We start from the raw sequence: 26,257 nt of genomic DNA on the forward strand, positions 1-26,257 counted from the left end.
AGGTCGCCCTCGGTTCGCATTCGCATTCCCCCACCCCGAGCTGCCGTAATAGCCGGGCTACGCCCCGTAAGGAGCTCCAGAATTTCGTGCGACCTGCGGTATTTGCACCGCTCGATTTATTTTGCTGCGGCTCCGTGCGGGAACCCTGCCGCAGCCAAAGACATTACATCAGCGCCGATGAAAGCAGCTCCAACTGGCCGGTGCATCCCTTGGCAATCAACGCCGCGGCGAGGTCTTCGGGATTGTCCGGCTGCGTGTCGAGGACTGCAAACGTTACGTTTGTGGCTGGTTCGATTCCGGGGCCGGCGATGGTGTAGCTCGCGCCGTCCTCGACCGGCATCTGGGCAAGGTTCCAGTCGGTCGAAGTCGAACCTTCGGCAAAGGCCAGATGCATGTGGTTCTGCGCTGCATTGCCGACCATGTATGTGGGCGCACCCTCAGCGAGCGGGCGCCACAATTGCACCGCCGCGCCATCGGCGATGCACATCGTGCCCGATTGGGTAACATCGACATACCATATGTTGGACCGCGTGACCGGAGCGCCGGTCAGGTCGCCGCGCACCGCACCTGTCCGGACCCGCGCCGCATCGCGCTGGCGGGTCAGGGTGGCGAAGGTCGAGCGCTTGGCCGCGCCGCGCGCGCCGACGCGGTGGCTTCCGGCACCACTGATGACGCGGGTACCGGCGCTACCAAGAACGGTGACGGTATCACCTGATTTGAGAGTAATCTGCTCGCTTGAACCCAGCTTCTTGCCGACCGGGAACTGCCCCGCGGAGGGTCCGCTGGATGCCACCACCACTTCGGCAAGCGCCGCAGACGGGAGGACGACCGCGACCGACGCACAGGCCAAAGCCGCGCCGATCGAGAAATTTCTAACCAAGTACATATGTGTTCCCCCCGCTTAAATTCTGCAAGCGGTATAGCAGATTGCCTAGCGCCTTGTCATCGGGGTGTCTGGAAATCAGCTGGCGGACCAGTATCTCCGCCTCCGCTCCGCCGGAATCGGCCAGGATCATCGCCTGGATCAGCACCTTGCGATCATCCTCCGGAAAGTCCGGGGCGGGCTCCATGATGTTGACCGGCTGCGCGCGGCCGCGAAGCGTGATCCGTCCCATCGGCCGCCACCAGTCCAGCGGTGTCCGGTCGGCGAATTCGCGGCTCGCCATGACGCTGGACTCGAGCGCCTTGTTCGCGGCTTCCAGCCGGGCGGCGGTGTTCATGCTGTCCCCCAGCGCGGTGTACTGGATGCGGGACCTTCCGCCGAAATTGCCGACGACAGCCTCACCGTAATGCAAGCCGACGCGGGTCTTGCCAATCTTGGGAAGCTTCGTATCCATCGCCGCGACCTCGGCGCGAAACGCTTCACCCGCCTGCCAGATTGCATAGCCGGCCCGCGCGGCCCGCTCACCGTCACCAGGCTTGGCGATCGGCGCGCCCCAGAACGCGACCACCGCATCGCCGACGAATTTGTCGATCACCCCGCCATGGTCTAATACAACCTGGCTGAGCATCTCGAGATAGCGGTTGAGCAATTTGGCAACCATTTCCGGTTCCATCGCATGGCTCATCTTGGTGAAGCCTTCGAGGTCGCTGAACAGGACGTAGATCGACTTCTTCTCGCCATGCAAGGCGAGCAATTCGGGATTTTCGATGATTTCCTGCGCCATTTCGCGCGGCAGATATTTGCCCAGCGCGCCTTGCGCGAAATTGCGCTGGACCGCGCCGGAAGCCCTTGCGGCGGAGGTTACGGCGGTGAAGGCGATAATCCAGCCAACCACCAATCCGAATGCCGGAAAGCCGTAAGTATCGACGCCGTTGGCCTGAAGGAGATAGGGTAGCCCGAGAAACAAAGCGAATTGCGCGCCCAGCAGCGGATACACCTTCCAGTCCCGCCATTCGAGCAAGGCACTGAGAGTCGCCGCTAGCACCACGAAACCGGCCAGCAGCCACAGGATCACCGGCGCGGGCTTCGGCAATTCCCGCCCGTCGAGCATTTGTGCGATCATCTCTGCATGAACTTGAAGGCCGGGCACCGTGCTTTGCGTCAATCCTTCATCACCGGTCGCGGAGAAGGTCGTGTCGACCCGGTCGAAATCGAGCAGGTCTCCGCCGATCAGGACATATTTTCCGGCGGCCTGCTCTGCCATGAGCGGCACCATTTCACGATCGGCGAACAGATCGATTGGCAGGGAAGTGATGACCGGCGCGCCCTCGACCGCTGGGAGGCGGTACCGGATTGCGCCGGTATAGCCCGGCATGATCCTGTCGCCTTCGCCCGCGTCCGTCAGCATGGTTCGGCCAAGGACTGGCGGCAGCCCGGGTTCGATGCTCGGCCATATCCGGGTAACGCCGCTGGTGTTGTCGAGCCGGATACTGGCCGGGCGGGCGTTGCTGCCCTCCAACTGCCCGAGGAAGTTTTCCAGATATTGCTGCTGCTCAAAAATGATGTCGTCTTCGTTGGTCGCCATCGCTGCATAGGCTACGGACACCGGGGTCTGCATTGCGCGAAGGGTCTCGATCAGCTCGGCATCTTCCTGCTGCGGCTGGTCGAACAGGATATCGATGCCGATTGCCTTGGCGTCCATGGAGTCGAGATTACGCAGCGCCTCCGCCAGCAGCCCGCGGTCGAGCGGCGAGCGCTTCTGGAGGTTCATCAACGTCTGGTCGGTATAGACGACCATCAGGATTCGCTGGTCCTGCTCCACCTGTTCCGCGGTGTCGTAACTGCGGCCGTCGAACAGATAGGCTTCCGCGTCGGCGATCCCCGGCAGGCTCCAACTGAACCGCGCGAGCAGCAGCGCCGCCAGCAGCAGCACCGCAGTCAAGGCGAGACGCTGCGACCCGGCTTCGCGGACGTTGCGCCATCCGCGTTTGATGAACGAGCCTGTACCGCGTGCCGACATGACTTTCCCCCGCCCGGAGGAGAGCCGTTTAACCCGAACTAATCAAGGCCGTTATGCGCCTTGCAGCGTCAGACGAGCCCCGGATCGGACCAGGCAAGCACCGGCTTTCGCGCCGCGAGAGTTTCGTCAAGCCGCCGCATCGGGGCGTAATGCGGTGCGGTTTTCAGACTCTGGTCGCCGGCAATCGCCCGCTCCGCCACGCTGCGCATTGCGCCGATAAACTGGTCGAGCGCTGCCTTGCTTTCGGTCTCGGTCGGTTCAACCAGCATTGCGCCGTGGACCACCAGCGGGAAATACATCGTCATCGGGTGGAAGCCCTCGTCGATCAAACCTTTGGCGAGGTCGAGCGTGGTCATGCCTTCCGCGAAGCCCTTGTCGCCAAACAGCGCCTCATGCATGCATGGTCCGCTGTCCGCATAAGGCGCGAACAGCACGTCTTCGAGGCTACGCAGGATGTAATTAGCGTTCAGCACGGCATCTTCCGACACCTGCTTCAGCCCATCTGCGCCGTGGCTCAGCATATAGGTCAGCGCGCGGGTGAACATGCCCATCTGGCCGTGAAACGCGGTCATCCGGCCAAAGCTCAGCTGATGATGGTCGCCTGCCGTTTCTTCCTCAACCAGCTCGTATCCATCGACAGTCTTTTCTACGAAAGGGAGCGGCGCGAAGGGTGCCAGCGCTTCGGAAAAGACCACCGGACCGCTGCCCGGCCCGCCGCCACCATGCGGTGTGGAGAAGGTCTTGTGCAAATTGATGTGCATCGCATCGACGCCTAGGTCGCCCGGACGAACCCGCCCGACGATGGCGTTGAAATTGGCCCCGTCGCAATAGACCAAGCCGCCCGCGGCATGGACCGCGTCGGCGATCTTGCGGAAATCCCGCTCGAACAGGCCGCAGGTGTTGGGGTTGGTGATCATCACCGCGGCAACATCGGGTCCGAGCCGGGCCTCGAGCGCGGCGAGGTCCACCCGGCCTTCGGGCGTGGCCGGAATATCCTCGACCTCGTAACCGGCAAAGGCCGCGGTGGCAGGATTGGTACCGTGCGCGCTTTCGGGGCAGAGCACGACCTTGCGCGCATCGCCGCGCGCTTCCAGCGCGGCGCGGATCGCAAGGATTCCGCACAGCTCTCCATGCGCGCCTGCTTTCGGGCTCATCGCTACGGCGGGCATTCCGGTCAGCGTCTTGAGCCATTCGGCCAGTTGGTAGATCACCGCCAGCGCACCCTGCGTGGTGGACGTGGGCGCCATTGGATGCAGGTCCGCGAAACCGGGCATCCGCGCAACTTTCTCGTTCAGCCGCGGGTTGTGCTTCATGGTGCAGCTGCCGAGCGGAAACAGCCCGAGGTCGATGGCGTAATTCTGCCGACTGAGCCGCGTGTAATGCCGCACGGTTTCGGGTTCCGAAAGACCCGGCAGGCCAATATCGGCGGCGCGCTCCATCCCGCCAAGGCGGTTCGGTGCGTTCGTGTCCGGTTCCGGCAGATCGACGCCAGTGGTGTTCTTGTCGCCGATTTCGAAGATCAGCGCTTCATCCAGCATCAGCGCGCGGTTGCCGGTGTAGGTGGCGGGGCCGCCGACCGTATCACCGTCGGCGGTCATTGCGGGCTTCCAGCCGCTTTTGTTCGGAGCGTTCATGCCAGCTTCTCCTTCAGCGCCGCCGCCAAGGCGTTGATGTCTTCTTCGGTGGTGGTCTCGGTCACCGCGACCAGCAGCCCGCCCGACAGTTCCGGGTGATCGGGATAGAGCCGCCCGAGGGAAACCCCGGCCAAAACGTTCTCCGCAGCCAGATCGCGGACGATCTGCCGTGCGTCGCCATCGAGCAGCAGGGTAAACTCGTTGAAAAACGCATCATTGAGCAGGCGCACGCCGGGCAGTACTGACAGCGTGTCGGCGGCAATGCAGGCAAGCCGGTGATTTTCCGCCGCCAACGCGCGCAGGCCCTTTTCCCCCAGCAAGGTCATGTGAACGCTGAACGCCAGCGCGCACAGACCCGAATTGGTGCAGATGTTGCTGGTCGCTTTCTCGCGCCGGATATGCTGTTCGCGGGTGGACAGGGTCAGCACGAAGCCGCGCTTGCCCTCCGCATCCACGGTTTCCCCGCATAGCCGACCCGGCATCTGACGGACATGCTTGGGATCGCGGACCGCAAACAGGCCAAGGTAGGGTCCCCCGAATTGCAGCCCGACACCGATCGACTGCCCTTCCCCCACCACGATATCCGCGCCCAGCTCGCCGGGCGAGGTGATCGCGCCAAGCGCCACCGGCTCGGTGTTGACCACGATCAGCAGCGCGCCCTTGGAGTGCGCCGCATCGGCAATCTGCTGAAGATCGGGCAGCCGGCCGAGGATGTCCGGATATTGCACCACCACGCACGATGTCTCATCGTCGATCCGCGAGATCAGACCGGCGTTGTCGGCCTTCGGCTGGATCGCAGGCTGCGCATCGGCGATCGTGTCACCCGTGAACTTGGCCATGGTCTTGACGACATTGGTGTAATGCGGATGCAGTGCGCCCGACATGACGGCGCGGCTACGCTTGGTAACGCGTCCGGCCATCGCCACCGCTTCCCAGCACGCGGTCGAACCGTCATACATGCTCGCGTTGGCGACCGCGCAGCCATACAGCCGCGCAATTTGGCTCTGGAATTCGAACAGCATCTGCAGCGTGCCTTGCGCGATTTCCGGCTGGTACGGCGTGTAGGCAGTAAGGAACTCGCCGCGCTGGATGATGTGATCGACGCTGGCCGGAATGTGATGCTTGTACGCCCCTGCACCGAGGAAGAACGGTACGCTCGACGCGGCCATGTTCTGCCCGGCCAATTTCGCCATATGCCGCTCGACCGCCATTTCGCTGGCATGCATCGGCAGGCCGTGGATCGGCCCAGCGAGCTGCGCTTCGGACGGGACATCGACAAACAGCGCATCCACGTCGGGCGCGCCGATCATTTCGAGCATCGCCGAACGGTCGGTATCGGTCAGGGGCAGGTAACGCATTGCTTCTCCTAACGCCCCTCCCCGTCAGGGAAGGGGGCTACTGTTCCTAAAGCCCTTCGACGAACACCACGTAGGTCTTCTCGTCCATCAGGCCTTCGAGTTCGCTCTTGTCGCTGATGGTCAGCTTGAAGAACCAGCCATCTTCTTCGGGCGAAGTGTTGACCAGCGCCGGATCATCTTCCAGCGCGCTGTTCGCCTCTGTCACTTCGCCGGAGATCGGGGCGTAGACATCGCTCGCCGCCTTGACCGATTCGACCACCGCCGCATCGCCGCCCTGTTCCACGATCGTGCCGACATCGGGCAATTCGACGAATACGATATCGCCCAATTGTTCCTGCGCATAATCGGTAATCCCGACCGTCGCGGTATCGCCCTCGACGTCGATCCATTCGTGTTCTTCGGTAAAGTAGCGGCTCATCTGGGTTCTCCTCGATAATAGCGGTGGGGGACGAACGGCATCGGCGCGACCCGGGCATCAAGCCGTTTGCTGCGAACTTCGATCTGCACCCGTGTGCCATCGGCTGCATGGCCGGCATCGATATATGCCATGGCGATCGGATAGCCGAGCGTGGGCGAAAAACCGCCCGAGGTCACGTGGCCAATCTGGCTTTCGCCCGCGAACACCGGTGCACCCTCCCGGGCAGGCAAGCGGCCTTCCACGATCAGGCCGACGCGCTTCGTGGCGGGACCCGAAGCAAGAACCGGTGCGATAGCCTCATGGCCCATCCAGCCGCCGGCTTCGCGCCTGCTCTTGTTCAGAGCAAACATGAGGCCCGCGGAAACCGGGTTGGTGCCCGTATCCAGGTCATGCCCGTATAGCGGCAATCCCGCCTCCAGCCTTAGACTGTCGCGCGCACCGAGACCGATGGGCTTCACTTCAGGCTCACCGCACAGGAGCGTGGCAATTTTCTCCGCATCTTCGGCCGGGAGCGAAATTTCGAACCCGTCTTCGCCGGTATAGCCCGAACGGCTGACCGCCATTTCCACGCCCGCGACGGTGAACAGACCGAATTTCATGAAGGTCAGCGCCGACAGGGGATATTCGCCGGTCGCATGACGGTCCAGCACTGCAAACGCCTCTGGGCCCTGCAGCGCGAGCAATGCGCGGTCCTGCAGGTGATTAAGCGTGACATCGTCCGGCAGATGTTCCCGCAGATGGGCGATATCGTCCCACTTGGTCGCGCCGTTTACCACCAGGAACACGTCCCGGGGCCAGCGCGAAACCATCAAGTCATCGAGCACGCCGCCATTCTCGTCGAGCAGCAGGGAATACCGCTGCATGCCGAGCTTCAGCGTCGACAGATCGATCGGTAGCAGGGCTTCGAGTGCTGCATCCGCGCCTTCGCCAGACACCAGCAACTGCCCCATGTGGCTGACATCGAACAGTCCGGCATGGTTGCGGGTCCATTCGTGCTCGGCCACGATCCCGCCGCCTTCGCCGGTGTACTGGATCGGCATCTGGTAACCGGCGAATTCCACCATCCGCCCGCCGCGCGCGCGGTGCCACGCATCGAGCGGCAGCACCTGCTGTTCGGGCATATCGTCTGGATGGGTATCGGATAGATCGTCGGTCACGCTGTAATTCCCATCGGACATGGCGGTGCGACCTTCACAGGAAGCCCCTTCACCACGCCCCCTCTGTCGGGAATACCTGAGAGTTTTACCTGCGGCCCATCCCGAAAAAAGGAACGGCAGGATTACCCCTTCGGTGGAGCAACGATCCCGGTTTGGGCCGCAACTCGCTTTCCAGAGTGTCTGCCACATCACGGTCCGTTTGCCTGAGAGTTTCCGGGGCGGTTGCTCCTTCGGCGCCGAGAGCCTGCGACAGCCCGCGATCTCTCCCGTGATATGGCCGGGAATCATGCGAACCCCGGCGACAGCGACCGCTTTTGCCCAGCCGTGTGTCCGCGTCAATGCCCGTTTCGCGAATACCGGCCGCTATTGTCGGGCTTGCCGCTTGAAATGCCCTGTATGCCCGGTAAAAGCGCTGGACGGGCGGGAAAATCATGACAGTCACCGAAGTTTACCTGATCGCCTTGCTGATCATCCTGGCGGTGCCGTGGCTCGTCTGGCGCCTTCTCGGCAGCGACGCATGGGCTCCGCTGGTGGTAGTCCAGATTATCGCCGGTATCCTGCTCGGACCGGGCGTGATCGGCGCGGTCTTTCCGGATTATTACGCCTTCGTATTCCGGCCCGACGTCATTACCGCGCTGAACGGCGTTGCTTGGTGGGCGGTCATGCTGTTCGTCTGGATCGCCGGGATCGAACTGGATTTGTCACAAGCGTGGAAGCACCGCCGCGAAACGGGCGTTACCGCGGGGCTTGCGCTTGGTGTACCGCTGGCGCTTGGATCGCTGGCCGGATTGCTACTGCTCGGCTGGTCCGAGAGTTGGCGGGGACCGGAAGGAGCAGGGTGGCAGGTGGTGCTGGGCATCGGCATGGCCTGCGCCGTCACCGCCTTGCCGATCCTCGTACTGTTCATGGAAAAACTCGAAATACTGCGCACTGCGCTCGGCCAGCGAATCCTGCGTTATGCCAGTCTCGACGATATCGCGATCTGGGGCGTTCTGGCCCTGATCCTGCTCGACTGGGAACGGATCGGACGGCAGGTCGCCTTCCTGATCGGGTTCATTATCGCGGCTTGGCTGGTCCGTAAGCTGATGATCCGGGTGCAGGAAGCGGACCGCTGGCCGATCGGGCTGATCTGGCTGGCGCTATGCGGGCTGGCGGGCGATTGGTCCGGGCTGCACTATATGGTCGGTGCGTTCCTGGCCGGAACCGTTCTCGACGCCAAGTGGTTCGGGCTGGAAGCGATGGACCGGTTCCGTCAGATCATACTGCTCACCATCATGCCGGTGTTTTTCCTGTCCACCGGCCTGCGGACCCAGTGGGAAAGCGGCGGCGTCGCGGTGATTACCGCAGCCGGGGTGCTGCTGGTGGCTGCAGTCGGAGGCAAGCTGCTCGGCCTCGCGATAGCGGGCCGGATATTGCGCTGGCAGCGCGGCGAGGCGCAGCTGATCGGCTGGTTGCTCCAGACCAAGGCGCTGATCATGATCATTTTTGCCAACGTCCTGCTGGACAAACAGATCATCAGCAGCAGCACCTTCACTGCGCTGTTGCTGATGGCGGTGGCGAGCACCATGCTGACCGTCCCGATGTCGAACCCGTTGCTCAAACGCCTGGGCCGGATCGCCGACCGGGACACGTAGCCGGTCGGCCACAAACGCGGCTAATCGAGATTGGGCCGAAGCCACCGCTCCGCAGTGGCGAGATCGGCCCCGCGCCGCGCCGCGTAATCTTCCAGCTGGTCACGGCCGACCCGCGCAACCCCGAAATAGGACGCTTCGGGATGCGCGAAATAGAACCCGCTGACCGCTGCCGTGGGCCACATGGCAAAGCTCTCGGTCAGGGTCAGTCCGACATTGGCGGGCGCATCAAGCAAGTCGAACAGGGCCGGTTTCAGGCTGTGATCCGGGCAGGCGGGATAGCCCGGCGCGGGGCGAATACCGCGGTACTGTTCCTTGATCAGCGCCTCGTTGGTCAGCTGTTCCCCTGGCGCATAGCCCCACAGATCGGTACGTACATGCTGGTGCAGGCGTTCCGCCATCGCTTCCGCGAACCGGTCCGCTAGCGCTTTCAGCAGGATGTCCGAATAATCGTCATGCGCGGCTTGGAAGCGGGCCGAATGGTCCTCGATCCCGTGTATGCCGACCGCGAAGCCGCCGATCCAGTCACCCGACGGATCGACAAAGTCGGCAAGACAATAATTTGCGCGGTCACGGCTTTTCTTGACTTGCTGGCGCAGAAACGGAAGCCGCTCGCCGCTATCGAGCAGAATATCGTCCCCATCCCGGCGGCATGGCCAGAAACCGGCGACCGCCTTCGCGGTCAGCCACTTCTCCGCGATGATCCGGTCGAGCATGGACTGCGCATCCTCGAACAGCGAACGCGCGCTTTCGCCGACCACGTCATCGGTCAGGATCGCCGGGTAGTTTCCGTGGAGTTCCCACGCCCGGAAGAACGGGGTCCAGTCGATCACTTCGCGCAAATCATCTAGCGACCAGTCTGCGAAGGCGTGCAGCCCTGGCTTTACCGGCGCGGGCGGTTTGTCCGACATGTCGGGCTTGAAGCTGGCGGCGCGGGCCTCGGCCAGCGGAAGCAGTTCCGACTGGCCCTTGTTGGCCCGCTTGAAACGGACGTCGTCATATTCCGCCTTCACATCGGCGACGTAATCATCCCGCAGAGTGTCGGACAGCAACTTGCTGGCCACGCCAACCGCACGGCTGGCGTCGAGCACATGGATCACCGGGCCGGTATAAGCGGGTTCGATGCGCAAGGCAGTGTGCACCTTGCTGGTGGTTGCGCCGCCGATCAGCAGCGGCATGGTCATGCCGGCGCGCTGCATTTCTTCCGCCACGGTGACCATTTCATCGAGCGACGGGGTGATCAGGCCGCTGAGGCCGATCATGTCGACATCCTCCGTCTTGGCGATTTCGAGGATTTTCGGCCACGGCACCATCACGCCCAGATCGAGCACTTCGTAACCATTGCACTGCAGGACCACGCCGACGATGTTCTTGCCGATATCGTGCACGTCGCCCTTCACGGTCGCCATGATGATCTTGCCCTTGGCCTTGGCGCCTTCTTCCTTCTCCGCCTCGATATAAGGGATCAGGTGGGCGACGGCCTTCTTCATCACGCGGGCCGATTTGACCACCTGCGGGAGGAACATCTTGCCGCTGCCGAATAGGTCGCCGACCACGTTCATCCCGTCCATGAGCGGCCCTTCGATCACGTGGATCGGGCGGCCACCTTCGGCCTCGAACCGGGCGCGAAGTTCCTCGGTGTCGGAAACGACATCTGCGTCGATGCCCTTGACCAGCGCGTGTTCAAGCCGCTTTTCCACCGGCCAGCCGCGCCATTCGGCGGCCGCCTTTTCCTGCGCGACATCGGTGCCCTTGTAGCTTTCGGCGAGTTCGATCAGCCGCTCGGTTGCGGTCAACTCGCCCTTGACCGGACGCATCAGGATCACGTCCTCGCAGGCTTCGCGCAGGACCGGGTCAATCTGGTCGTAAATGTCGAGTTGCCCCGCGTTCACGATGGCCATGTCGAGCCCGGCGGGGATCGCGTGATACAGGAACACCGAGTGCATGGCGCGGCGCACGGTTTCGTTGCCGCGGAAACTGAAACTGAGATTGCTGAGGCCGCCCGATGTTTTCACATACGGGCAATTCGCCTTGATCTCCCGCACCGCTTCGATGAAATCGAGGCCGTAGCGATCATGCTCCTCGATCCCGGTCGCCACGGCGAACACATTGGGATCGAAGATGATGTCTTCCGGCGGAAAACCGATGTCGGTGAGCAATTGATACGCGCGGCTGCAGATCTCGATCTTGCGTGCCTTGGTATCCGCCTGGCCGGTTTCGTCGAACGCCATCACCACCACGGCAGCGCCGTAATCCATGCATTTCCTGGCCTGTTCGAGGAATTGCGCTTCGCCTTCCTTCATGCTGATCGAATTGACGATCGGCTTGCCGGACACGCATTTGAGACCCGCTTCGATCACGTGCCATTTGGAACTGTCGATCATCACCGGAACGCGGGCGATATCGGGTTCCGCCGCGATCAGCTTAAGGAACGTCGTCATGGCGTGGACCGCGTCGAGCAGCCCTTCGTCCATGTTCACATCGATGATCTGCGCGCCGTTTTCGACCTGCTGGCGCGCGACTTCCACGGCGGCGGTATAATCGTCCGCCATGATCAGCTTCTTGAACCGGGCGGAACCGGTCACATTGGTCCGCTCGCCGATATTGACGAACTGGGAGCCGGTGGCAGTGGTGGAAGTCTGGTCAGTCATGTAAGCTCAATTCGTCGTCCCGGCGCAGGCCGGGATCGTTTTCAACAAGGGCGCACCGGGCGGCGCGCCGGGTCATGCCGCCATCGTGAAGGGTTCGAGGCCAGCCAGCCGTGTAATGACCGGCGGCACCGGTGCGGTGCGGGGTTCCAGTCCAGCGACGGCTTTCGCCATCGCGGCGATATGGTCGGGGGTCGAACCGCAGCAGCCGCCGAGAATGTTGACCTGACCATTCACAGCCCATTCGCGGACCAGCCCGGCGGTGGTTTCCGGTTCTTCGTCATACTCGCCGAGTTCGTTGGGCAGTCCGGCGTTGGGATAGGCCATCAGCAGCGTGTCGGCGATCTTGCTCAGCAGCTGGATATGCGGACGCAATTGCTCCGCCCCGAAACTGCAATTGAGACCGATGGTTGCCGGATTGGCATGGCGGACGGCGTGCCAGAACGCCTCCACCGTGTGACCGGAGAGATTGCGCCCCGAAAGATCGGTCAGCGTCATCGACAGCATGATCGGCACATCGCGGCCCAGTTCCTGCGCCAATTTGCGAACGGCGAAGATACCGGCCTTGGCGTTGAGTGTGTCGAAGATCGTTTCGATCAGGATGAAGTCCACCCCGCCCTCGACCAGGGCGGCGGCCTGTTGGTGGTAGACCTCCACCAGGTAATCGAAGGTAATTTCACGGTAGCCGGGGTCTTCGACATCGGGCGAGAGCGACAGCGTCTTGTTGGTCGGACCGATCGCCCCGGCCACGAACCGTGGCCGATTATCTTTCGCGGCAAATTCATCCGCCAGTTTCCGCGCGATCCGGGCGGAGGCGACATTGATATCATCGACCAGCGCCTCGGCCGCGTAATCGGCCTGGCTGATCACATTGGCGGAGAAAGTGTTGGTCGAAATCACATCCGACCCCGCCTCCAGATAGGCGCGGGTAATATCTTCGATCACGTCCGGACGGGTCAGCGCCAGGATGTCGTTGTTGCCCTTCTGGTCGGCGGCAAGCCCAAGATCGCCCGCATAGTCCGCTTCCGCCAATTTACGGTTCTGGACCTGGGTGCCGAACGCGCCGTCGAAAATCAACACGCGCTTGGCCGCCTCGGCGTTGAGCCGTTCCCGTGGGGTGTGGACCGTCATTTTACGTCTCCATGCGGCCGCATCCCGAGCATATGGCAGATTGCATAGGCCAGGTCGGCGCGGTTGAGGGTGTAGAAGTGAAACTGGCGGATGCCCCCCGCATACAGGCGGCGGCACAATTCCGCAGCCACTGTCGCTGCAACCAGTTGACGGGCGGCGGGGCGTTCATCCAGCCCTTCGAACAGTCCGTCCATCCACGCGGGGATTTCCGCTCCGCAGGCCCCGGCGAACTTGCGCGCCTGCGCCACATTGGTGACCGGCAGGATTCCGGGGAGAACGGGGGCGGTAACGCCCTTCGCCGCCAACCGGTCCTGGAATCGGAAGAAGGTTTCCGGCGCGAAGAAGAATTGCGAAATCGCCCGGGTCGCGCCCGCGTCCAGCTTGCGTTTCAGATTGTCGATGTCGCTGTCGGGACACGAGGCGTCGGGATGGGTCTCAGGGTAGGCCGCCACCGAAATGTCGAAATCGGCGATTTCCTTCAGGCCCGCCACCAGGTCCGCCGCGCTGGCATAGCCGTCGGGATGCGGCACGAAAGGTGCGCCCGGCTCCCCTGCATCGCCGCGTAGCGCAACGATGTGGCGAACACCGGCTTCCCAATAATGCTCCGCTACTTCACGGATTTCCGCCTTGGTCGCATCGACACAGGTCAGATGCGCGGCGGCGGGCATATGCGCTTCGGCGATGATCCGGGCGACGGTGTTGTGGGTGCGTTCCCGCGTCGAACCACCCGCTCCGTAAGTTACGGACACGAAATCGGGGTTGAGCGGCTTCAGTTGCTGGACCGATTCCCACAGGATCGCTTCCATCTTTTCCGTCTTGGGCGGGAAGAATTCGAACGAAGCGCTGATATCTCCGGGCAGCGACGCGAACAGCGGCGTGTCTACGGCGGTGCGGGCTTCATGGACCGGATCGAGCGGGGAGTTCATTGCATGGCCTTCTTTTTCGGCTGCTGCCGGGCCGACGCGGCTTCACGTTCGCCAAGCCAGATTTTCACGACCAATTCGCCGCCGTGAAGCGCGAGCGGCGCAGACACCCGGTAACCCGCGTCCTGTAGCAATTCCGCCATCGCCTTGTCGGAAAAGCCAAGCCGCGCATGGGCATAGCGTTCGCGCAGCTCCTCGCGCTCGTGGCTGGCGAAATCGACGATAACAATCCGCCCGCCGGGCTTCGTCACCCGCGCCGCTTCGGCAATCGCTGTTGCGGGATCCTGCGCGAAATGGAGAACGTGATGCAGCAGGACGGTGTCGAAGCGGTGGGCAGCGAAGGGCAGATTGGCGAAGTCGCCCTGCACCAGTTCCGCGCCTCCGGCCGGTAAGTGCTGCAGTTTCGCCCGCGCTACGCGGAGCATGTCGAGGCTCTTGTCCAGCGCCACGATCGATGCCGCCCGAGGAGCGAACAACTCCGCCATCCGGCCGGTGCCGGTGCCGATGTCGAGCAGCGCCCCGAGCGGCGCATCGCCAAGCGCATCGAGCAGTTGCGCTTCCACTTGCGCATCGGGGCTGTGAAGGCTGCGGAGCCGGTCCCAGTCCTGCGCGTGCGCGGCGAAGTAATTGGCCGCACTTTCATCCCGCGCCGCGCGGATGGCCGCAAGCTGACGGCGGTCTTCTTCGCAGGTGGCGCGGAATTCCGTATCCTGTTCCTCGGCGGCGGCTAGCAGGCCGGCCACAGCCTCGACCACTGGACGGCCGGCAGCGCTCTGCGCGCGCAGGAACACCCAGCTGCCTTCGCGGTGGCGTTCGGCAAGGCCGGCATCGCACAATATGCCAATGTGCCGCGACACGCGCGGTTGGCTTTGACCAAGCACCTGGGCGAGTTCGCCGACGGCAAGTTCCATCACGCCCAAAAGCCGCATCATCCGCAGCCTGGTAGGATCGGCCAAAGCCCGCATGATGGAATCTATGCGCATGGTACAAGGTGCATATAAAGATATTCTTATATGTGCAAGTTAGACTTGCAGTTGGGACACGAATTGCGGCTATTCCGCCGACCTTACACTGCCCCGTTCAAGCAGGCGAACCGGCACCCGGCGTTCAGCCATCTGGGCCCCTTCTTCGCCCAGCACGGTTGCCACCAGCAGGGCACCGGCAACCTCGAAATCGGGTTCGATGGAGGTCAGCGGCGGGCTGGTATGGATACCCGCGCGGATGCCGTCGAACCCGACTATCCCGCATTGTTGCGGCACGGCGATGCCCCGTTCGCGCAATTCGTCCATTGCGCCCAGCGCAATCGAATCGCAGGCGATGAACAGGCCGTCGAAGATGTCACCGCGCTCCACCATTGCGGCGATTGCGCTGCGTCCCTGCGTTTCGCGGTCGGCCTCGTAATCCACTTCCTGCAGAGAAGCAGGCCGGCCGGCTGCGGCCATCGCGGCCTGATACCCCTCGTAACGTTCGCGGAATTGGCGCTGCGGGGAATCGACCGCGCCGAGGTGGACGATATTCCGATAGCCCGCCGCAATCAGCCGCTGCGTAGCTATCAACCCGCCCTCGTAATTGTCCGAGCGGACCCATTCGAGTTCATCAAACGGCGAACCCCAGAACACCACGGCCCGGCCATCGAGGCTGAGGTCCCGGTAGTACTGCCACGCGGCGTCGTTAGCCGTCGTCCCGATGACGATCACCCCGTCGGCCTGGCCGCTTTCTTCATATTTCCCGAACAATTGATCCGGAGTAGCCTGAAAGGATACCAGCGTCTGGTAACCCATCCCCGACGCCGCCGCGCAAACACTGCCGAGCAACGAGAAATAGAACGGATTGATGTCGCTCGCCGCTTCACCCGCGCGGCAGATTACGACCACCGCCAGCGTGCCGGTCCGGCCCTGGCGCAATTGCGCGGCCCGGGTGTCGACCATGTAACCGAGCGCCTCGGCCGATTTGATCACCCGCGCCCGGGTCGCTTCGGTAATCGAGGTGGAGTTCGCCAGCGCGCGCGAGACGGTGGATTGGCTGACCCCGGCATGTTCGGCCACATCGAACGACGTAACGCGGGGGCGCAATTTGCGGTCGATCATCGAACTGCCCTCCCCTCAAATCCGCGGAATATTTCCCCGCCGCCCCTATGCCCCGCACTTCGGCGTCATGCAATCAGGGAGAATCTTCGCGCAGCCGCCTGGCACGTTGGTACGCGTAGAGACTAGGCACGGTCTCAACTCGGCTACCAAGGCTCTCGAGATAGGGCGCGGGCGTGTGGTCCAGCGTGAGCGGACGATTGCCGTGAAGGCCGACATTGCGAGCCTCAGGACCTTCCGATGCGCCGAGGATAACCACCGGCTTTCCGGGCGCTACGCCGCCGGTCACCAGAACCTTGGTGTTCCAAGCGGTGTTGAACCGGCCATGCCCCGGCAGCCAGTATCCCGCGCCGCCTGCCTTGTAGAGGTCGTACATCGGCAATCCGTCCTCTCGGGTCTGGTCGGGCGTGATATGTACCGTCACATTGTCGTACAAGTTCTGGTGGTTGGCGCCCGCGTGCTGGTCCAGCGTCGGCTGATGCCAGCCAACTGAATTGGTATAGACCGACTTGGTCGACATCGTGTTGAAACTGAAGGTGTGCTCGGTCGGATTGACTACGGTCAGCCCGTCGATCAGCACGTTGTGTACCTTGCCGACATGGACGCTGTAATGCGCCTTGTGCGTGCCATCGGTGCGGACGTTGGCGATGGTCAGGTTGGCCGCGTCGTCGGTCATGATGCCGCTGTCGGAATTGCTGATCGTCACGTTGCGAATCCAGCCATTATGGACGCCGGTAAAGTAGATCCCGTTGAAGCCGCTCTCGTTGTGATGACCGAAATAAGGGTTCTCGGGGAAGACGATCGCGAAATCCTGCAGCCCGACGTCCTTCAGATGGTCCCACTTCGCGAAGTAGGCGGGCAGGGATGAACCCACCGGGTGCATCAGGGGATCGGCAATGGTAGCAACCCCGTCTTTGATCGCTTCGATCCGGGTTGCCTGGCGCACCAGCGGGCGATCCGGCATTTCCCAGTGACGGCTGCCAATCTTGAGATCGGTCTCACCGTACATCTCCTTGATCAGCGGGCCATCGGGGCCGGCGCGGTTGTGCCAGTGGATCTGCACCACGTCGCCGACTTTGAGCGTACCCGTGTCGGCCAGGCTAACGGTGCGGGATCCACGTTCCCCGCTGCGGATCTGCGCAACCGTTTCGATCGGCCGGTCGTAACTGTCGATATAGCTCGCATGGCGTCCGCCCGGGACACGGGTCCAGATGAAACCGCCGTTCCAGCTCCATTCGGAGAACAGCACATCGAGGTTGTTGTCCGGCTGGCGTTCGTATTTGTCGTTTTCGGCGAGATATTTCCGCAGTTCATCGGATGCACCGCCATCGTCCATCTGGTTCAGCGGCCGGGGAATGTAGATTTGCGTCCCGCCGTCGCCCGCCCCCATGCCAGACAGCACGATATCGCTGCGCTCGATCCACAGGATTTCGGACAGGATGTAGCGGCCCGCCTGCAACTGTATCCGGACCTTGCCGTCCATCGTGCCCGCGGCAGCGATTGCTGCGATAAGTGCCTTGCTGTCGTCCTTTCCGTCATCCGGTATCGCGCCGTAATCCGCGACTGAGATCGCCCGGTCGAAAGTGGGGATTTCTTCGACCCCGAAGCCGTAACCGGCATAGGAAAAGTCGGGCAAATAGTGGCGGTCTGCTGTCGCGGGATCGCCAAGGATAGCCGGTACTTCCTGGGCAGACAAGGGCACGGCACAAAGCAGCGCCGCCGTACAAAGCAGATTTGACATTCCCGACATAATTCGACCTCTTGTCAATAAATTAGCTCAGAACGCACCGAGCAGCGCGAGCGACAGCCACGGAACGTAGGTAATGAGGACCAGCGCCGCGAGCAGCGTGCAGTAGAAGGGCCAGATCGTACGGACGAGCGCGGGTATGGCGACCTTGCCCACCGCCGAACCGACGAACAGCACCGAGCCGACCGGCGGGGTCACCAATCCGATCCCGAGATTGAGCATCAGGATGATCCCGAAATGCACCGGATCGACACCTGCACCGATCGCAACCGGAAGAAATATCGGTGTGCAGATCACGATCAGCGGTGCCATGTCCATGAAGGTACCCAGCGCCAGCAGCATCAGATTTATGATCAGCAGCGTCAGGATGGGATTGTCAGTCATGAAACCGATCAGTGCGGCCAGTTGCGCCGGCACTTCCAGCAAGGCGAGCGCAAAGCCGAAAGCGGTCGCAGCAGCGATGATGAACAAGACCATCGAAGCGGTGCGGACCGATTTCGCGGCGGCTTCCCCGAAACCCCGCCATCCCAGACTTCGGTACACGAAAGTACCGACCAGAGCGGTATAAATCACCGCGATGGCGGAACTCTCGGTTGGCGTGAAGATACCGCTGAGAATGCCGCCCATGATGATCACCGCGGTCATCAATCCGGGGACTGCATAGAGCGCCGCCCGCATGAATGCGCGCCAACCCGGGAAAATACCGCGCGGCAGGTTCCGGCGGCGGGCAACCAGCCACGCGGTCGTCATCAGCATCAAGCCGGTCAGCAATCCGGGCATGATCCCGGCCAGAAACAGATCACCGATCGAAACGCCCATCCCGCTGGCGGCGGAATAGATAATCATGTTGTGCGACGGCGGGATCAGCAGGCCGACTATCGCTGCCGTGACGGTGACGTTGACGGCATAGTCGGCGGGGTAACCCTTTTCCTTCATCAGCGGGACCATCGTCGATCCGATGGCCGAAGCGCTGGCGATGGCCGATCCGGAGACCGCACCGAACATCATCGAAGCGCCAACATTCACAGGGCCGAGGCCGCCCTGAACCTTGCCGAACGCCGCATCGGCAACCCGGACAAGCCGGTCGGCGATACCGGATCGGTACATCAGGTCGCCCGCGAAGATGAAGAACGGGATGGCCATCAAGGTGAAGACACTTATGCCTGACGCCATGCGCTGAATGGCCACCACCATCGGAATATCGATCAGGGCGAAGAGCGCCAGCGAAGCGCCGAGCAACGAAAATCCGACCGGCACGCCCAGCGCCAGCAACAGGAACAGGACTACAAAAAGGACTAAGATTTCCATTATCGGTCCTCCGCCGCGGCGGGCGGCCGATCGGCCTTCGCCTGCGCCAAGGCAAACACCGCCATCAGCAAGCCCGAGATCGGCAGCGGCAGGTAAGCCAATCCGCGGCTGATGCCGAGCGACGGGATGACATGATCGCGCACCAGCCAGACGAGCTGGGATCCGAAAACCAGCAGGACCAGGCCAAAGGCGGCCACGAACATCTGGATTGCAATCCTGACCCGGCGCGCGTTGCGCGGGCTGGACATGGTTTCCAGCAATTCGATGCGGATATGGAAGCCCTCGTGGACTCCTGCCGCGGCCGCAAGAAAAACATACCAGATCATCAGGACGAGGGAGGCCTGTTCGGTCCAGGATGGGCTGCTGCCGAGGACGAATCGGCCGAACACCTGCCATCCGATGATCGCGGTCATGGCGATCAGGCCCGCTGCGGACACCCGGATCAGCCAGTTCGAGGTTTGCCCGGTCATGGTCATGATTCTCTCTGCGCCAGAATGCGCTCCACCAGATCGTGCTGCTGCGGAGTAGTCAGGAATTCATCCCACATCCCGGTCATCAATTCGGTGAAAGGAGCGGGATCGACAGTGTTCACTTCGACCCCGGCGGCCAGGATCACCTCGCGGCTTGAAGCCTCGCGGGCGTCCCAGAGGTTCCGCATGTAGGGCACCGAGTCCTTTGCCGAGCGGCGCATCACCTGCTTGTCCTCGGGCGACAGTTTGTCCCAACTGATCTTCGACATCACCAGCACTTCCGGAGTGAACAGGTGTTCGGTCAGGCTGTAGAACGGTGCCGCTTCGTAATGCCGTCCGCTTTCGAGCGAAGGCCAGTTGTTCTCCGCCCCGTCGATCACACCCTGCGCCAGCGACTGGTAAACCTCGTCCAGCGGCATCGGAACCGGGTCGGCGCCGAGTGCGCGGACCATGCCGATATAAAGGTCCGACCCCGGGACTCGCAGCTTCAGGCCCTTCATGTCCTCAGGTGACTGGATCGGCCCGCGTGAATTATAGAACGAGCGTGCGCCGGAATCGTAGTAGCATAGCCCGATCAAGCCGTGACGGGTCAGCGAGGCCAGAATTTCCTCCCCCACGTCGCCGTCCAGCGTGCGCCGCATATGGTCCACCGATCCGAACACGAATGGCAGGCAGATAGGGATTGTTAGCGGCTCGATTGAGTTGAGCGGCGCGGCGTTGACCCGGTTTAGATCGAGGCCGCCAAAGGTCGTGATTTCCAGCGTGTCGCGCTCGTTGCCAAGCTGGCCGCCCGCATAAACCTTGGCACCGAGCCGTCCTCCGGTTCGTTCCGCGAGCAATTGTCCGAGATAATCGACTGCCTGTACGGTGGGATAATCAGTCGGATGGGTGTCGGCCGCGGTGAACACGTTCGACAATCGCATACCGCAGGACGCCAGCAAGGCAGCGCCCCCCGCCAACACGGTGCGGCGCGATGCGGACAGCAATCTCGGTGTGGGATTGACCCCTCTTTGCATCCGTTCGTCTCCCTGCAACCGGCGCGGACTTTTCCGCTGCCAGATTATTCAATCATCAAGTGGATTTCACCGCGCGAGCCAACCCCCGTCGACTGCGAGGATGTGGCCCTGAACGTAATCGGCGGCGTTGCTGGACAGGAACACGGCTGCTCCGCCAATGTCCTGGGGATCGCCCCAGCGCCCTTCCGGAATACGCTCGAGAATCTGGCGGTTGCGGTCTTCGTCGTCCTGCAATGCGGCCGTGTTGTTGGTGGCGATGTAACCCGGCGCGATGGCATTCACGTTGATGCCGCGTGGGGCCCATTCGTTGGCCAGCAGCTTGGTCAGGCCTGCCACACCGCTTTTCGATGCGGTATAACTTGGCACCCTGATCCCGCCCTGGAAACTGAGCATTGATGCGATATTGATGATCTTACCGCGCCGTCCAGACTGGTTTGACCAGCCGACCATGTGCCGGGCCGCCGCCTGGCACAGGAAGAACAGCACCTTGAGATTGGTGTCCATCACCGCGTCCCAGTCGGCCTCGGTGAAGTCGAGCGAGTCCTCTCGCCGAATAATACCCGCGTTGTTGACCAGGATATCCAGCGATCCGAGGCTATCCACCACGTGCGAAACGATCCCTTCGACGGGTGCAATTGACGAGAGATCGGCATCGATGAGCTCGCACTTACGGCCCAGTGCGCGTACTTTCGTGGCGGTATCCTCCGCCCGGCTACGGCCGACCGCGGCGATATCGGCGCCAGCCTCCGCCAGCGCCACCGCGATGCCCTGTCCGATACCGGTGTTGGCGCCGGTGACGACGGCAACCTTGCCTGAAAGATCGAAGCTGCTCATTTCAGTTGGCAGATATCGAGGACATTCATGTCCGTATAATCGAGGTTCTCGCCGCCCATCGCCCAGATGAACGCGTAATTCTTGGTGCCGGAACCCATGTGGATCGACCACGGCGGGCTAATGACGGCTTCCTCGTTGGCCATGACCAGATGTCGCATCTGATCGGGTTCTCCCATGTAATGCATGACCCGGTCGTCTTCGGTCGGGAGATCGAAATACAGGTAAATTTCGCTGCGGCGGTCATGGAGATGCGGGGGCATGGTGTTCCACACGCTGCCTTCCTCCAACACCGTCAGACCGAGCAACAATTGCGCGCTGTCGCAAACGCCGGGGATGACCAACTGGTATATCGTCCGCTGGTTTGAGTTGGCGAGGTCGCCGCGCTCCAAGGGGTTGGCCTGCGCAATAGTGATAAGCTTGATCGGGAACGCTTTATGCGCCGGCAGCGACGCTAGATAGAACCGCGCTCCTTCGCCTTCGAACACCACGTCGGCCGATCCCATTGGGATATAGAGACAATCCTTGTTGCTGAGTTCGAAGCGCTGGCCGTCCACGGTAATCGCGCCCGGCGTGCCGATATTGACCGCCGCCATCTCGCGCCGTTCGAGGAACGGGTGGCCGGCCGCGCTGGCCGGTTCGGTCTGGTCGGGCAGTTTGATCGCCCCGCCGTTCGGCACAACGCCGCCAATCACGAACCGCTCGTTATGGGAATAATTGAGGTTGATCTGACCATCCGCGAACATGCCCTGGACTTGGTAACGGGCGCGCAAATCATCGTTGGTGACGCTGTTCATCATGTCGGGGTGGGTGGCGTGGAAAGTTTTGGAGAACATAATGGGGCTGCTTTTCCTGCTGGCGTTTCGATTGGCTTTGGAAACCGGTGTCAATTCCTGCTTGTAGTCTGCTAACGCGGTACTGTTCAACCCCGTATCGCCCATTTTTGACATCTCGTGATCTTGACGCTCGCCATGTCGCCGACCGACCGGGGTCGCCGCCCGGCGAATCAGGAATATTGATCCCGGTGCAATCACACAATTGCTTTTGACACCGGTTTCCATTAGCCCTGCCGCGAACTGCGCAATTACGGATAAAGGGCATTCTGAGTGATGGATCAAGGGGCGATAACGCAGGCTGCGGAAGGTTTTGTCCGGGCAAGAAGAGACAACCTTCCACTGCCCGAATATCCTGGCGAGCGCCCCTGCACATTGGCGGATGCCTATGCAGTTCAAGACGCATCGCTGGCGCTATGGGACAAGCCGATTGGCGGCTGGAAGGTTGGCCGGGTAATGCCGCCCCAGAATGCCGCTCTCGGGGCGAACCGCCTTGCTGGTCCGATCTTCGCCGAAGGAATTGTCGCGCACGAAGATGTCCCGGCACTTATGTCGGTCTTCACCCAGGGTTTCGCAGCCGTCGAAGCCGAGTTCGTGTTGCGCCTGAAATTGCCGGAAAACGGCGGTCCACTGCCGACGAATGACGATGACACTCTGGAATGGATTTCGGATATCCGGATCGGGGTCGAAATTGCATCCTCACCCTACAGCCGGATCAACGTCGAAGGTCCGCTCGTGACCATCTCGGATCACGGGAACAATTTCGGGCTGATTGTTGGACCGCAGGTTCCCCGCGAGCAATGGAACAGCTTATGCGACATCGAGGTCACCGTCGCGGTTGACGGTCACAAAGCAGGCTTCGCAACTACTGCCGGGATGCTTGACGGACCGCTCGGCGCGGTGCGGTTCCTGCTTGAAAACATGGCGGATCGCGCGATCATACCGCAAACCGGCTGGTGGATTTCAACGGGCGCGATTACCGGTGTCCACCAGGTTTCGGCCGGACAATCCGCACGGGCCAGCTTTGCAAGCATCGGTAGCGTGGATTGTATTATTTCCGCTGTAACGTAATACATCCGGCGTGACCACGAACACCCCAACCATCAATGATGTCGCGCGGCTTGCCAATGTCTCCAAGAAGACGGTCAGCCGGGTTATCAACAAATCGCCGCTGCTTAGCGAAAAAACCCGCACGGTAGTGGAACAGGTCATCGCCGACCTTGGATATGTCCCCAACCCGCAAGCCCGGGCCTTGGCACTGCGGCACAATTTCGTCATCGCGGTGATCCACGACAATCCGAATGCCCAATTCCTGGTCAAGGTGCAGCAAGGCATCCTGGAGGGTATCGACGGGACCGAATTCGGCATGATGGTCCAACCGGTCGACCGAAATTCCCCGACCGTGGTGGATTCGATCCGCCGCTTCCTTGAACTTCACCGGCCCTACGGGGTGGTGTTGCTACCACCCATCTCCGCCAATGAAGAGCTTATCGAACTGTGCCGCCGGTTTGGCTGCCGATACGTCCGCATGGCCTCGGTCGAGCTGGATGAGCCCCAGCACATGGTCACTTCCAACGACCGGGAGGCGGTGTGCGACGCCGTAGGCTACCTGGTTGAAATGGGGCACCGACGTATCGGCCTGATCGAAGGGCCGCCGGGGTTCCTTTCAGCCGCCGAGCGCCGCTTGGGTTACGAACAAGCAATGAAGGCTGCAGATATTGCCGTTGACCCCGAACTTATTCGGCCGGGTGCCTACACGTTCGAATCGGGCGTAACCGCTGCCCTGTCTCTGCTGAACGGTGACAAACGGCCGACCGCAATCTTCGCATCGAACGACGAGATGGCCGTGGGAGTGATGATCGCCGCCCGCCAGGTTGGCGTGGAAGTGCCGGACGGCCTGTCGATCGTCGGGTTTGACGATACACCCATGTCCAACCACGTCTGGCCCGCATTGACCACGGTACGCTGGCCGATCGTCGGGATGGCCCGCGCGGCGGCGCGCAAGCTTATTGCCCGGCCCGGCGACGCTCCGGTGGAGGAAACGCTGCTTCCCTCCAGCTTGATGAAACGCGGTTCGGTGGCCCGTCTGAGCCCCTCAGATTGAGGCCTAAATACCTCCAATTCCGGCGCCAATTCGCAGGTGCACAAAATGAGGGGGAGCCAAACGCATAAAAAGCGTGTAGAGGCCCCGCATTGACCGGTCGGTACTTGCATTAATAGGCTTGCGAGAAAAGGTGGTCAGCAGCAGGTCTGCCCCACCCCGATCCGTTTTCCTTCGAATATTGCGAGTACCATGACTTTTAACGATTTACCGCCATTCCTTGGCGAAGCACTGGCCGAACGCGGCTATGAGAAACCCACTGCAGTCCAGGCTGCCGTTATCGAAGAAGGCGCGGCTGGCCGCGACCTGATCGTGTCGGCACAGACCGGTTCCGGCAAGACGGTCGCCTTCGGCCTCGCCATGGCAGAACAATTGCTTGGCGAGAGCGGCAGCGTGCCCCACGGCATTGCCCCGCTGGCCCTCGTGATCGCACCGACGCGTGAACTGGCCTTGCAGGTCAGCCGTGAACTGATGTGGCTCTACGGCAAGGCGGGCGCGCGGATTGCGACCTGTGTTGGCGGAATGGACGCGTCCAAGGAACGGCGCTCCCTGCGCGGCGGCGCACAGATCGTGGTCGGCACGCCCGGCCGCCTGCGCGATCACCTCGAACGCGGCGCGCTCGACCTGTCGTCGCTTAAGGCTGTGGTGCTGGATGAAGCGGATGAAATGCTCGACATGGGCTTCCGCGAAGATCTCGAGGAAATCCTCGACGCCACGCCGGATGGCCGCCGCACATTGCTGTTCAGCGCGACCATGCCGAAATCCATCGTCTCGCTGGCCAAGCGCTATCAGCGCGACGCGTTGCGCATTTCCACGGTCGGTGATGACCGCGGACACGGTGACATTTCCTATCAGGCGGTCACCGTCTCCCCGTCTGAAATCGAGAACGCGGTCGTCAACCTGCTACGGTTCCACGAAGCGGAAACTGCCATGCTGTTCTGCGCTACCCGTGAAAACGTCCGGCGGTTGCATTCAACGTTGCAGGAACGCGGCTTCACCGTCGTGGCGTTGTCGGGTGAACACTCGCAGCAGGAACGCAACCAGGCGATGCAGGCCATGCGGGACCGGCGCGCACGCGTGTGCGTCGCGACCGACGTTGCCGCGCGCGGGATCGATCTTCCCACGCTCAGCCTGGTCATCCACGTGGAAATCCCGCGTGACGCAGAAGCGTTGCAGCACCGTTCGGGACGGACCGGCCGCGCCGGCAAGAAGGGCACGGCGGTTATCCTGGTGCCGTATCCGAAGCGGAAGCGTGTTGAATCCATGCTTCGCGGTGCAAAGATCAACGCAGAATGGATAGGCGCCCCGACACCGCAGGAAATCCAAAAGCAGGACCGCGAACGGCTGCTGACAGCGCTGCTCGCGCCTGTCGAAGTGGACGAGGAAGACCGCGCTCTCGCCCAGAAGCTGATGGCCGAACGCACGCCGGAAGATATTGCCGCTGCGTTGGTCCACGCGCACCGCGCATCCATGCCGCAGCCCGAAGAGCTGATCGAAAACACGCCCGAGGCACGCAAGGCCGCGCAGCAGGAACGCCATCGTCCCGGCTTCGAGGACACGGTATGGTTCCGGATGGATATCGGACGGCGGCAGAATGCCGATCCGCGCTGGCTACTTCCGCTACTGTGCCGCCGCGGACACATTACCCGTAACGAAGTCGGCGCAATCCGCATCGGACCTTCGGAGACTTTTTTCCAGGTACCGCGCACTATCGCCGACAAGTTCGACGATGCGATCCAGCGCACCGCGCAATCGGAAGAAGACGGCGAGCCGGTTCTGATCGTCCGCGATGAAGGCGGTCCCCGCGAACAGGCCCGCAATAACAGCAAGCCCCACCGGAAGGGCCCACCGCGGCCCGGGGCACCGCGTCATGATGGACCGCGTCATGATGGGCCCCGTCACGACGGACCGCGTCCTGACGGTCCCCGGACCTACGCCAAGCCCGGCGGCAAACCCCCGTTCAAGGGTGGCCCCAAGAAGGGTGGCCCGTTCAAGGGTGGCCCCAACAAAAGCAGCGGCTTCAAGGATCCCAAGCCGCAAGCCTGACATCAGCGAACCTGCCGG

At 62.2% G+C, this 26,257-nt stretch carries 21 protein-coding genes and 1 riboswitch; of the genes, 4 read left to right on the forward strand and 17 right to left on the reverse strand.

All coding sequences use genetic code 11. The annotated features are described in order from the left end of the window. Positions 1 to 163 precede the first annotated feature (163 nt). From GRI65_RS06130 to gcvT, 6 genes are all read right to left on the reverse strand, one after another. A complete protein-coding gene (locus tag GRI65_RS06130) occupies positions 164 to 886 on the reverse strand; it encodes a hypothetical protein (protein WP_160755683.1) in 723 nt (240 codons plus the stop codon). After that, positions 873 to 2,903 carry an adenylate/guanylate cyclase domain-containing protein gene (locus GRI65_RS06135; protein ID WP_160755684.1) on the reverse strand — a complete coding sequence of 677 codons (2,031 nt, stop codon included), beginning with the start codon at positions 2,901 to 2,903 and terminating at the stop codon, positions 873 to 875. Before GRI65_RS06135 ends, GRI65_RS06130 begins: the two co-directional genes overlap by 14 nt. A 68-nt stretch (positions 2,904 to 2,971) precedes the next feature. Further along, positions 2,972 to 4,501: an aminomethyl-transferring glycine dehydrogenase subunit GcvPB gene (gene gcvPB, locus GRI65_RS06140; protein WP_232844046.1), complete on the reverse strand. Its 1,530-nt coding sequence runs from the start codon at positions 4,499 to 4,501 to the stop codon at positions 2,972 to 2,974. A gap of 32 nt (positions 4,502 to 4,533) precedes the next feature. Continuing rightward, positions 4,534 to 5,895, reverse strand: coding sequence for an aminomethyl-transferring glycine dehydrogenase subunit GcvPA (gene gcvPA, locus GRI65_RS06145; protein ID WP_160755686.1), 1,362 nt, complete (start codon positions 5,893 to 5,895; stop codon positions 4,534 to 4,536). Positions 5,896 to 5,941: 46 nt separating this feature from the next. Beyond that, complete coding sequence (gene gcvH, locus GRI65_RS06150) at positions 5,942 to 6,313, reverse strand: glycine cleavage system protein GcvH (RefSeq protein ID WP_160755687.1); 372 nt, start codon at positions 6,311 to 6,313, stop codon at positions 5,942 to 5,944. Then, positions 6,310 to 7,434, reverse strand: a complete 1,125-nt coding sequence (gene gcvT / locus GRI65_RS06155) for a glycine cleavage system aminomethyltransferase GcvT (protein WP_232844047.1) — start codon at positions 7,432 to 7,434, stop codon at positions 6,310 to 6,312. Before gcvT ends, gcvH begins: the two co-directional genes overlap by 4 nt. Before the next feature lie 217 nt (positions 7,435 to 7,651). Then, positions 7,652 to 7,749, reverse strand: a riboswitch (glycine riboswitch). A 152-nt stretch (positions 7,750 to 7,901) separates the two neighbouring features. Here gcvT and GRI65_RS06160 point away from each other — a divergent pair. Beyond that, positions 7,902 to 9,104: a cation:proton antiporter gene (locus GRI65_RS06160; RefSeq protein ID WP_160755689.1), complete on the forward strand. Its 1,203-nt coding sequence runs from the start codon at positions 7,902 to 7,904 to the stop codon at positions 9,102 to 9,104. Between the two features lie 20 nt (positions 9,105 to 9,124). Here the strand turns inward: GRI65_RS06160 and metH are convergent, their stop codons facing one another. From metH to kduI, 11 genes are all read right to left on the reverse strand, one after another. Beyond that, positions 9,125 to 11,752 carry a methionine synthase gene (gene metH, locus GRI65_RS06165; protein WP_160755690.1) on the reverse strand — a complete coding sequence of 876 codons (2,628 nt, stop codon included), beginning with the start codon at positions 11,750 to 11,752 and terminating at the stop codon, positions 9,125 to 9,127. A 72-nt stretch (positions 11,753 to 11,824) separates the two neighbouring features. Next, complete coding sequence (locus GRI65_RS06170; RefSeq protein WP_160755691.1) at positions 11,825 to 12,880, reverse strand: homocysteine S-methyltransferase family protein; 1,056 nt, start codon at positions 12,878 to 12,880, stop codon at positions 11,825 to 11,827. After that, complete coding sequence (metF, locus tag GRI65_RS06175; protein ID WP_160755692.1) at positions 12,877 to 13,806, reverse strand: methylenetetrahydrofolate reductase [NAD(P)H]; 930 nt, start codon at positions 13,804 to 13,806, stop codon at positions 12,877 to 12,879. The genes GRI65_RS06170 and metF overlap by 4 nt, the downstream gene beginning before the upstream one ends. Next, complete coding sequence (locus GRI65_RS06180; RefSeq protein WP_160755693.1) at positions 13,803 to 14,786, reverse strand: ArsR/SmtB family transcription factor; 984 nt, start codon at positions 14,784 to 14,786, stop codon at positions 13,803 to 13,805. Before GRI65_RS06180 ends, metF begins: the two co-directional genes overlap by 4 nt. 69 nt (positions 14,787 to 14,855) lie before the next feature. After that, positions 14,856 to 15,890 (reverse strand): LacI family DNA-binding transcriptional regulator, encoded by a 1,035-nt coding sequence (locus GRI65_RS06185; RefSeq protein ID WP_202391206.1) that lies wholly within the window; start codon positions 15,888 to 15,890, stop codon positions 14,856 to 14,858. Between the two features lie 73 nt (positions 15,891 to 15,963). Beyond that, positions 15,964 to 17,589, reverse strand: coding sequence for a glycosyl hydrolase family 28-related protein (locus GRI65_RS06190; RefSeq protein WP_160755694.1), 1,626 nt, complete (start codon positions 17,587 to 17,589; stop codon positions 15,964 to 15,966). A 75-nt stretch (positions 17,590 to 17,664) separates the two neighbouring features. Then, positions 17,665 to 18,942: a TRAP transporter large permease gene (locus tag GRI65_RS06195; protein ID WP_160755695.1), complete on the reverse strand. Its 1,278-nt coding sequence runs from the start codon at positions 18,940 to 18,942 to the stop codon at positions 17,665 to 17,667. Then, positions 18,942 to 19,412: a TRAP transporter small permease gene (locus GRI65_RS06200; RefSeq protein WP_232843983.1), complete on the reverse strand. Its 471-nt coding sequence runs from the start codon at positions 19,410 to 19,412 to the stop codon at positions 18,942 to 18,944. Before GRI65_RS06200 ends, GRI65_RS06195 begins: the two co-directional genes overlap by 1 nt. Before the next feature lie 2 nt (positions 19,413 to 19,414). Next, positions 19,415 to 20,428, reverse strand: coding sequence for a TRAP transporter substrate-binding protein (locus GRI65_RS06205; RefSeq protein ID WP_160755697.1), 1,014 nt, complete (start codon positions 20,426 to 20,428; stop codon positions 19,415 to 19,417). A 66-nt stretch (positions 20,429 to 20,494) separates the two neighbouring features. Continuing rightward, positions 20,495 to 21,262, reverse strand: coding sequence for a 2-dehydro-3-deoxy-D-gluconate 5-dehydrogenase KduD (kduD, locus tag GRI65_RS06210; protein ID WP_160755698.1), 768 nt, complete (start codon positions 21,260 to 21,262; stop codon positions 20,495 to 20,497). Next, positions 21,259 to 22,095, reverse strand: coding sequence for a 5-dehydro-4-deoxy-D-glucuronate isomerase (kduI, locus tag GRI65_RS06215; RefSeq protein ID WP_160755699.1), 837 nt, complete (start codon positions 22,093 to 22,095; stop codon positions 21,259 to 21,261). Before kduI ends, kduD begins: the two co-directional genes overlap by 4 nt. Before the next feature lie 273 nt (positions 22,096 to 22,368). Between kduI and GRI65_RS06220 the strand changes: the two genes are divergently transcribed. The 3 genes from GRI65_RS06220 (at position 22,369) to GRI65_RS06230 (ending at position 26,239) form a co-directional block, all read left to right on the forward strand. Continuing rightward, positions 22,369 to 23,163, forward strand: a complete 795-nt coding sequence (locus GRI65_RS06220) for a 2-keto-4-pentenoate hydratase (protein WP_160756497.1) — start codon at positions 22,369 to 22,371, stop codon at positions 23,161 to 23,163. A gap of 10 nt (positions 23,164 to 23,173) precedes the next feature. Next, on the forward strand, positions 23,174 to 24,196 hold the full coding sequence (locus GRI65_RS06225; protein WP_160755700.1) for a LacI family DNA-binding transcriptional regulator: 1,023 nt from the start codon (positions 23,174 to 23,176) through the stop codon (positions 24,194 to 24,196). Between the two features lie 189 nt (positions 24,197 to 24,385). Then, on the forward strand, positions 24,386 to 26,239 hold the full coding sequence (locus tag GRI65_RS06230; RefSeq protein WP_160755701.1) for a DEAD/DEAH box helicase: 1,854 nt from the start codon (positions 24,386 to 24,388) through the stop codon (positions 26,237 to 26,239). Positions 26,240 to 26,257 lie beyond the last annotated feature (18 nt).

It is taken from the genome of Allopontixanthobacter sediminis, assembly GCF_009828115.1.
GTDB lineage: Bacteria > Pseudomonadota > Alphaproteobacteria > Sphingomonadales > Sphingomonadaceae > Allopontixanthobacter > Allopontixanthobacter sediminis.

Coding starts and splice junctions, on each gene's coding strand:
- GRI65_RS06130 (WP_160755683.1), bottom strand. CDS start 886: ATGTACTTGGTTAGAAATTTCTCGATCGGCGCGGCTTTGGCCTGTGCG.
- GRI65_RS06135 (WP_160755684.1), bottom strand. CDS start 2,903: ATGTCGGCACGCGGTACAGGCTCGTTCATCAAACGCGGATGGCGCAAC.
- gcvPB (WP_232844046.1), bottom strand. CDS start 4,501: ATGACCGCCGACGGTGATACGGTCGGCGGCCCCGCCACCTACACCGGC.
- gcvPA (WP_160755686.1), bottom strand. CDS start 5,895: ATGCGTTACCTGCCCCTGACCGATACCGACCGTTCGGCGATGCTCGAA.
- gcvH (WP_160755687.1), bottom strand. CDS start 6,313: ATGAGCCGCTACTTTACCGAAGAACACGAATGGATCGACGTCGAGGGC.
- gcvT (WP_232844047.1), bottom strand. CDS start 7,434: ATGCCCGAACAGCAGGTGCTGCCGCTCGATGCGTGGCACCGCGCGCGC.
- GRI65_RS06160 (WP_160755689.1), top strand. CDS start 7,902: ATGACAGTCACCGAAGTTTACCTGATCGCCTTGCTGATCATCCTGGCG.
- metH (WP_160755690.1), bottom strand. CDS start 11,752: ATGACTGACCAGACTTCCACCACTGCCACCGGCTCCCAGTTCGTCAAT.
- GRI65_RS06170 (WP_160755691.1), bottom strand. CDS start 12,880: ATGACGGTCCACACCCCACGGGAACGGCTCAACGCCGAGGCGGCCAAG.
- metF (WP_160755692.1), bottom strand. CDS start 13,806: ATGAACTCCCCGCTCGATCCGGTCCATGAAGCCCGCACCGCCGTAGAC.
- GRI65_RS06180 (WP_160755693.1), bottom strand. CDS start 14,786: ATGCGCATAGATTCCATCATGCGGGCTTTGGCCGATCCTACCAGGCTG.
- GRI65_RS06185 (WP_202391206.1), bottom strand. CDS start 15,890: ATGATCGACCGCAAATTGCGCCCCCGCGTTACGTCGTTCGATGTGGCC.
- GRI65_RS06195 (WP_160755695.1), bottom strand. CDS start 18,942: ATGGAAATCTTAGTCCTTTTTGTAGTCCTGTTCCTGTTGCTGGCGCTG.
- GRI65_RS06200 (WP_232843983.1), bottom strand. CDS start 19,412: ATGACCGGGCAAACCTCGAACTGGCTGATCCGGGTGTCCGCAGCGGGC.
- GRI65_RS06205 (WP_160755697.1), bottom strand. CDS start 20,428: ATGCAAAGAGGGGTCAATCCCACACCGAGATTGCTGTCCGCATCGCGC.
- kduD (WP_160755698.1), bottom strand. CDS start 21,262: ATGAGCAGCTTCGATCTTTCAGGCAAGGTTGCCGTCGTCACCGGCGCC.
- kduI (WP_160755699.1), bottom strand. CDS start 22,095: ATGTTCTCCAAAACTTTCCACGCCACCCACCCCGACATGATGAACAGC.
- GRI65_RS06220 (WP_160756497.1), top strand. CDS start 22,369: ATGGATCAAGGGGCGATAACGCAGGCTGCGGAAGGTTTTGTCCGGGCA.
- GRI65_RS06230 (WP_160755701.1), top strand. CDS start 24,386: ATGACTTTTAACGATTTACCGCCATTCCTTGGCGAAGCACTGGCCGAA.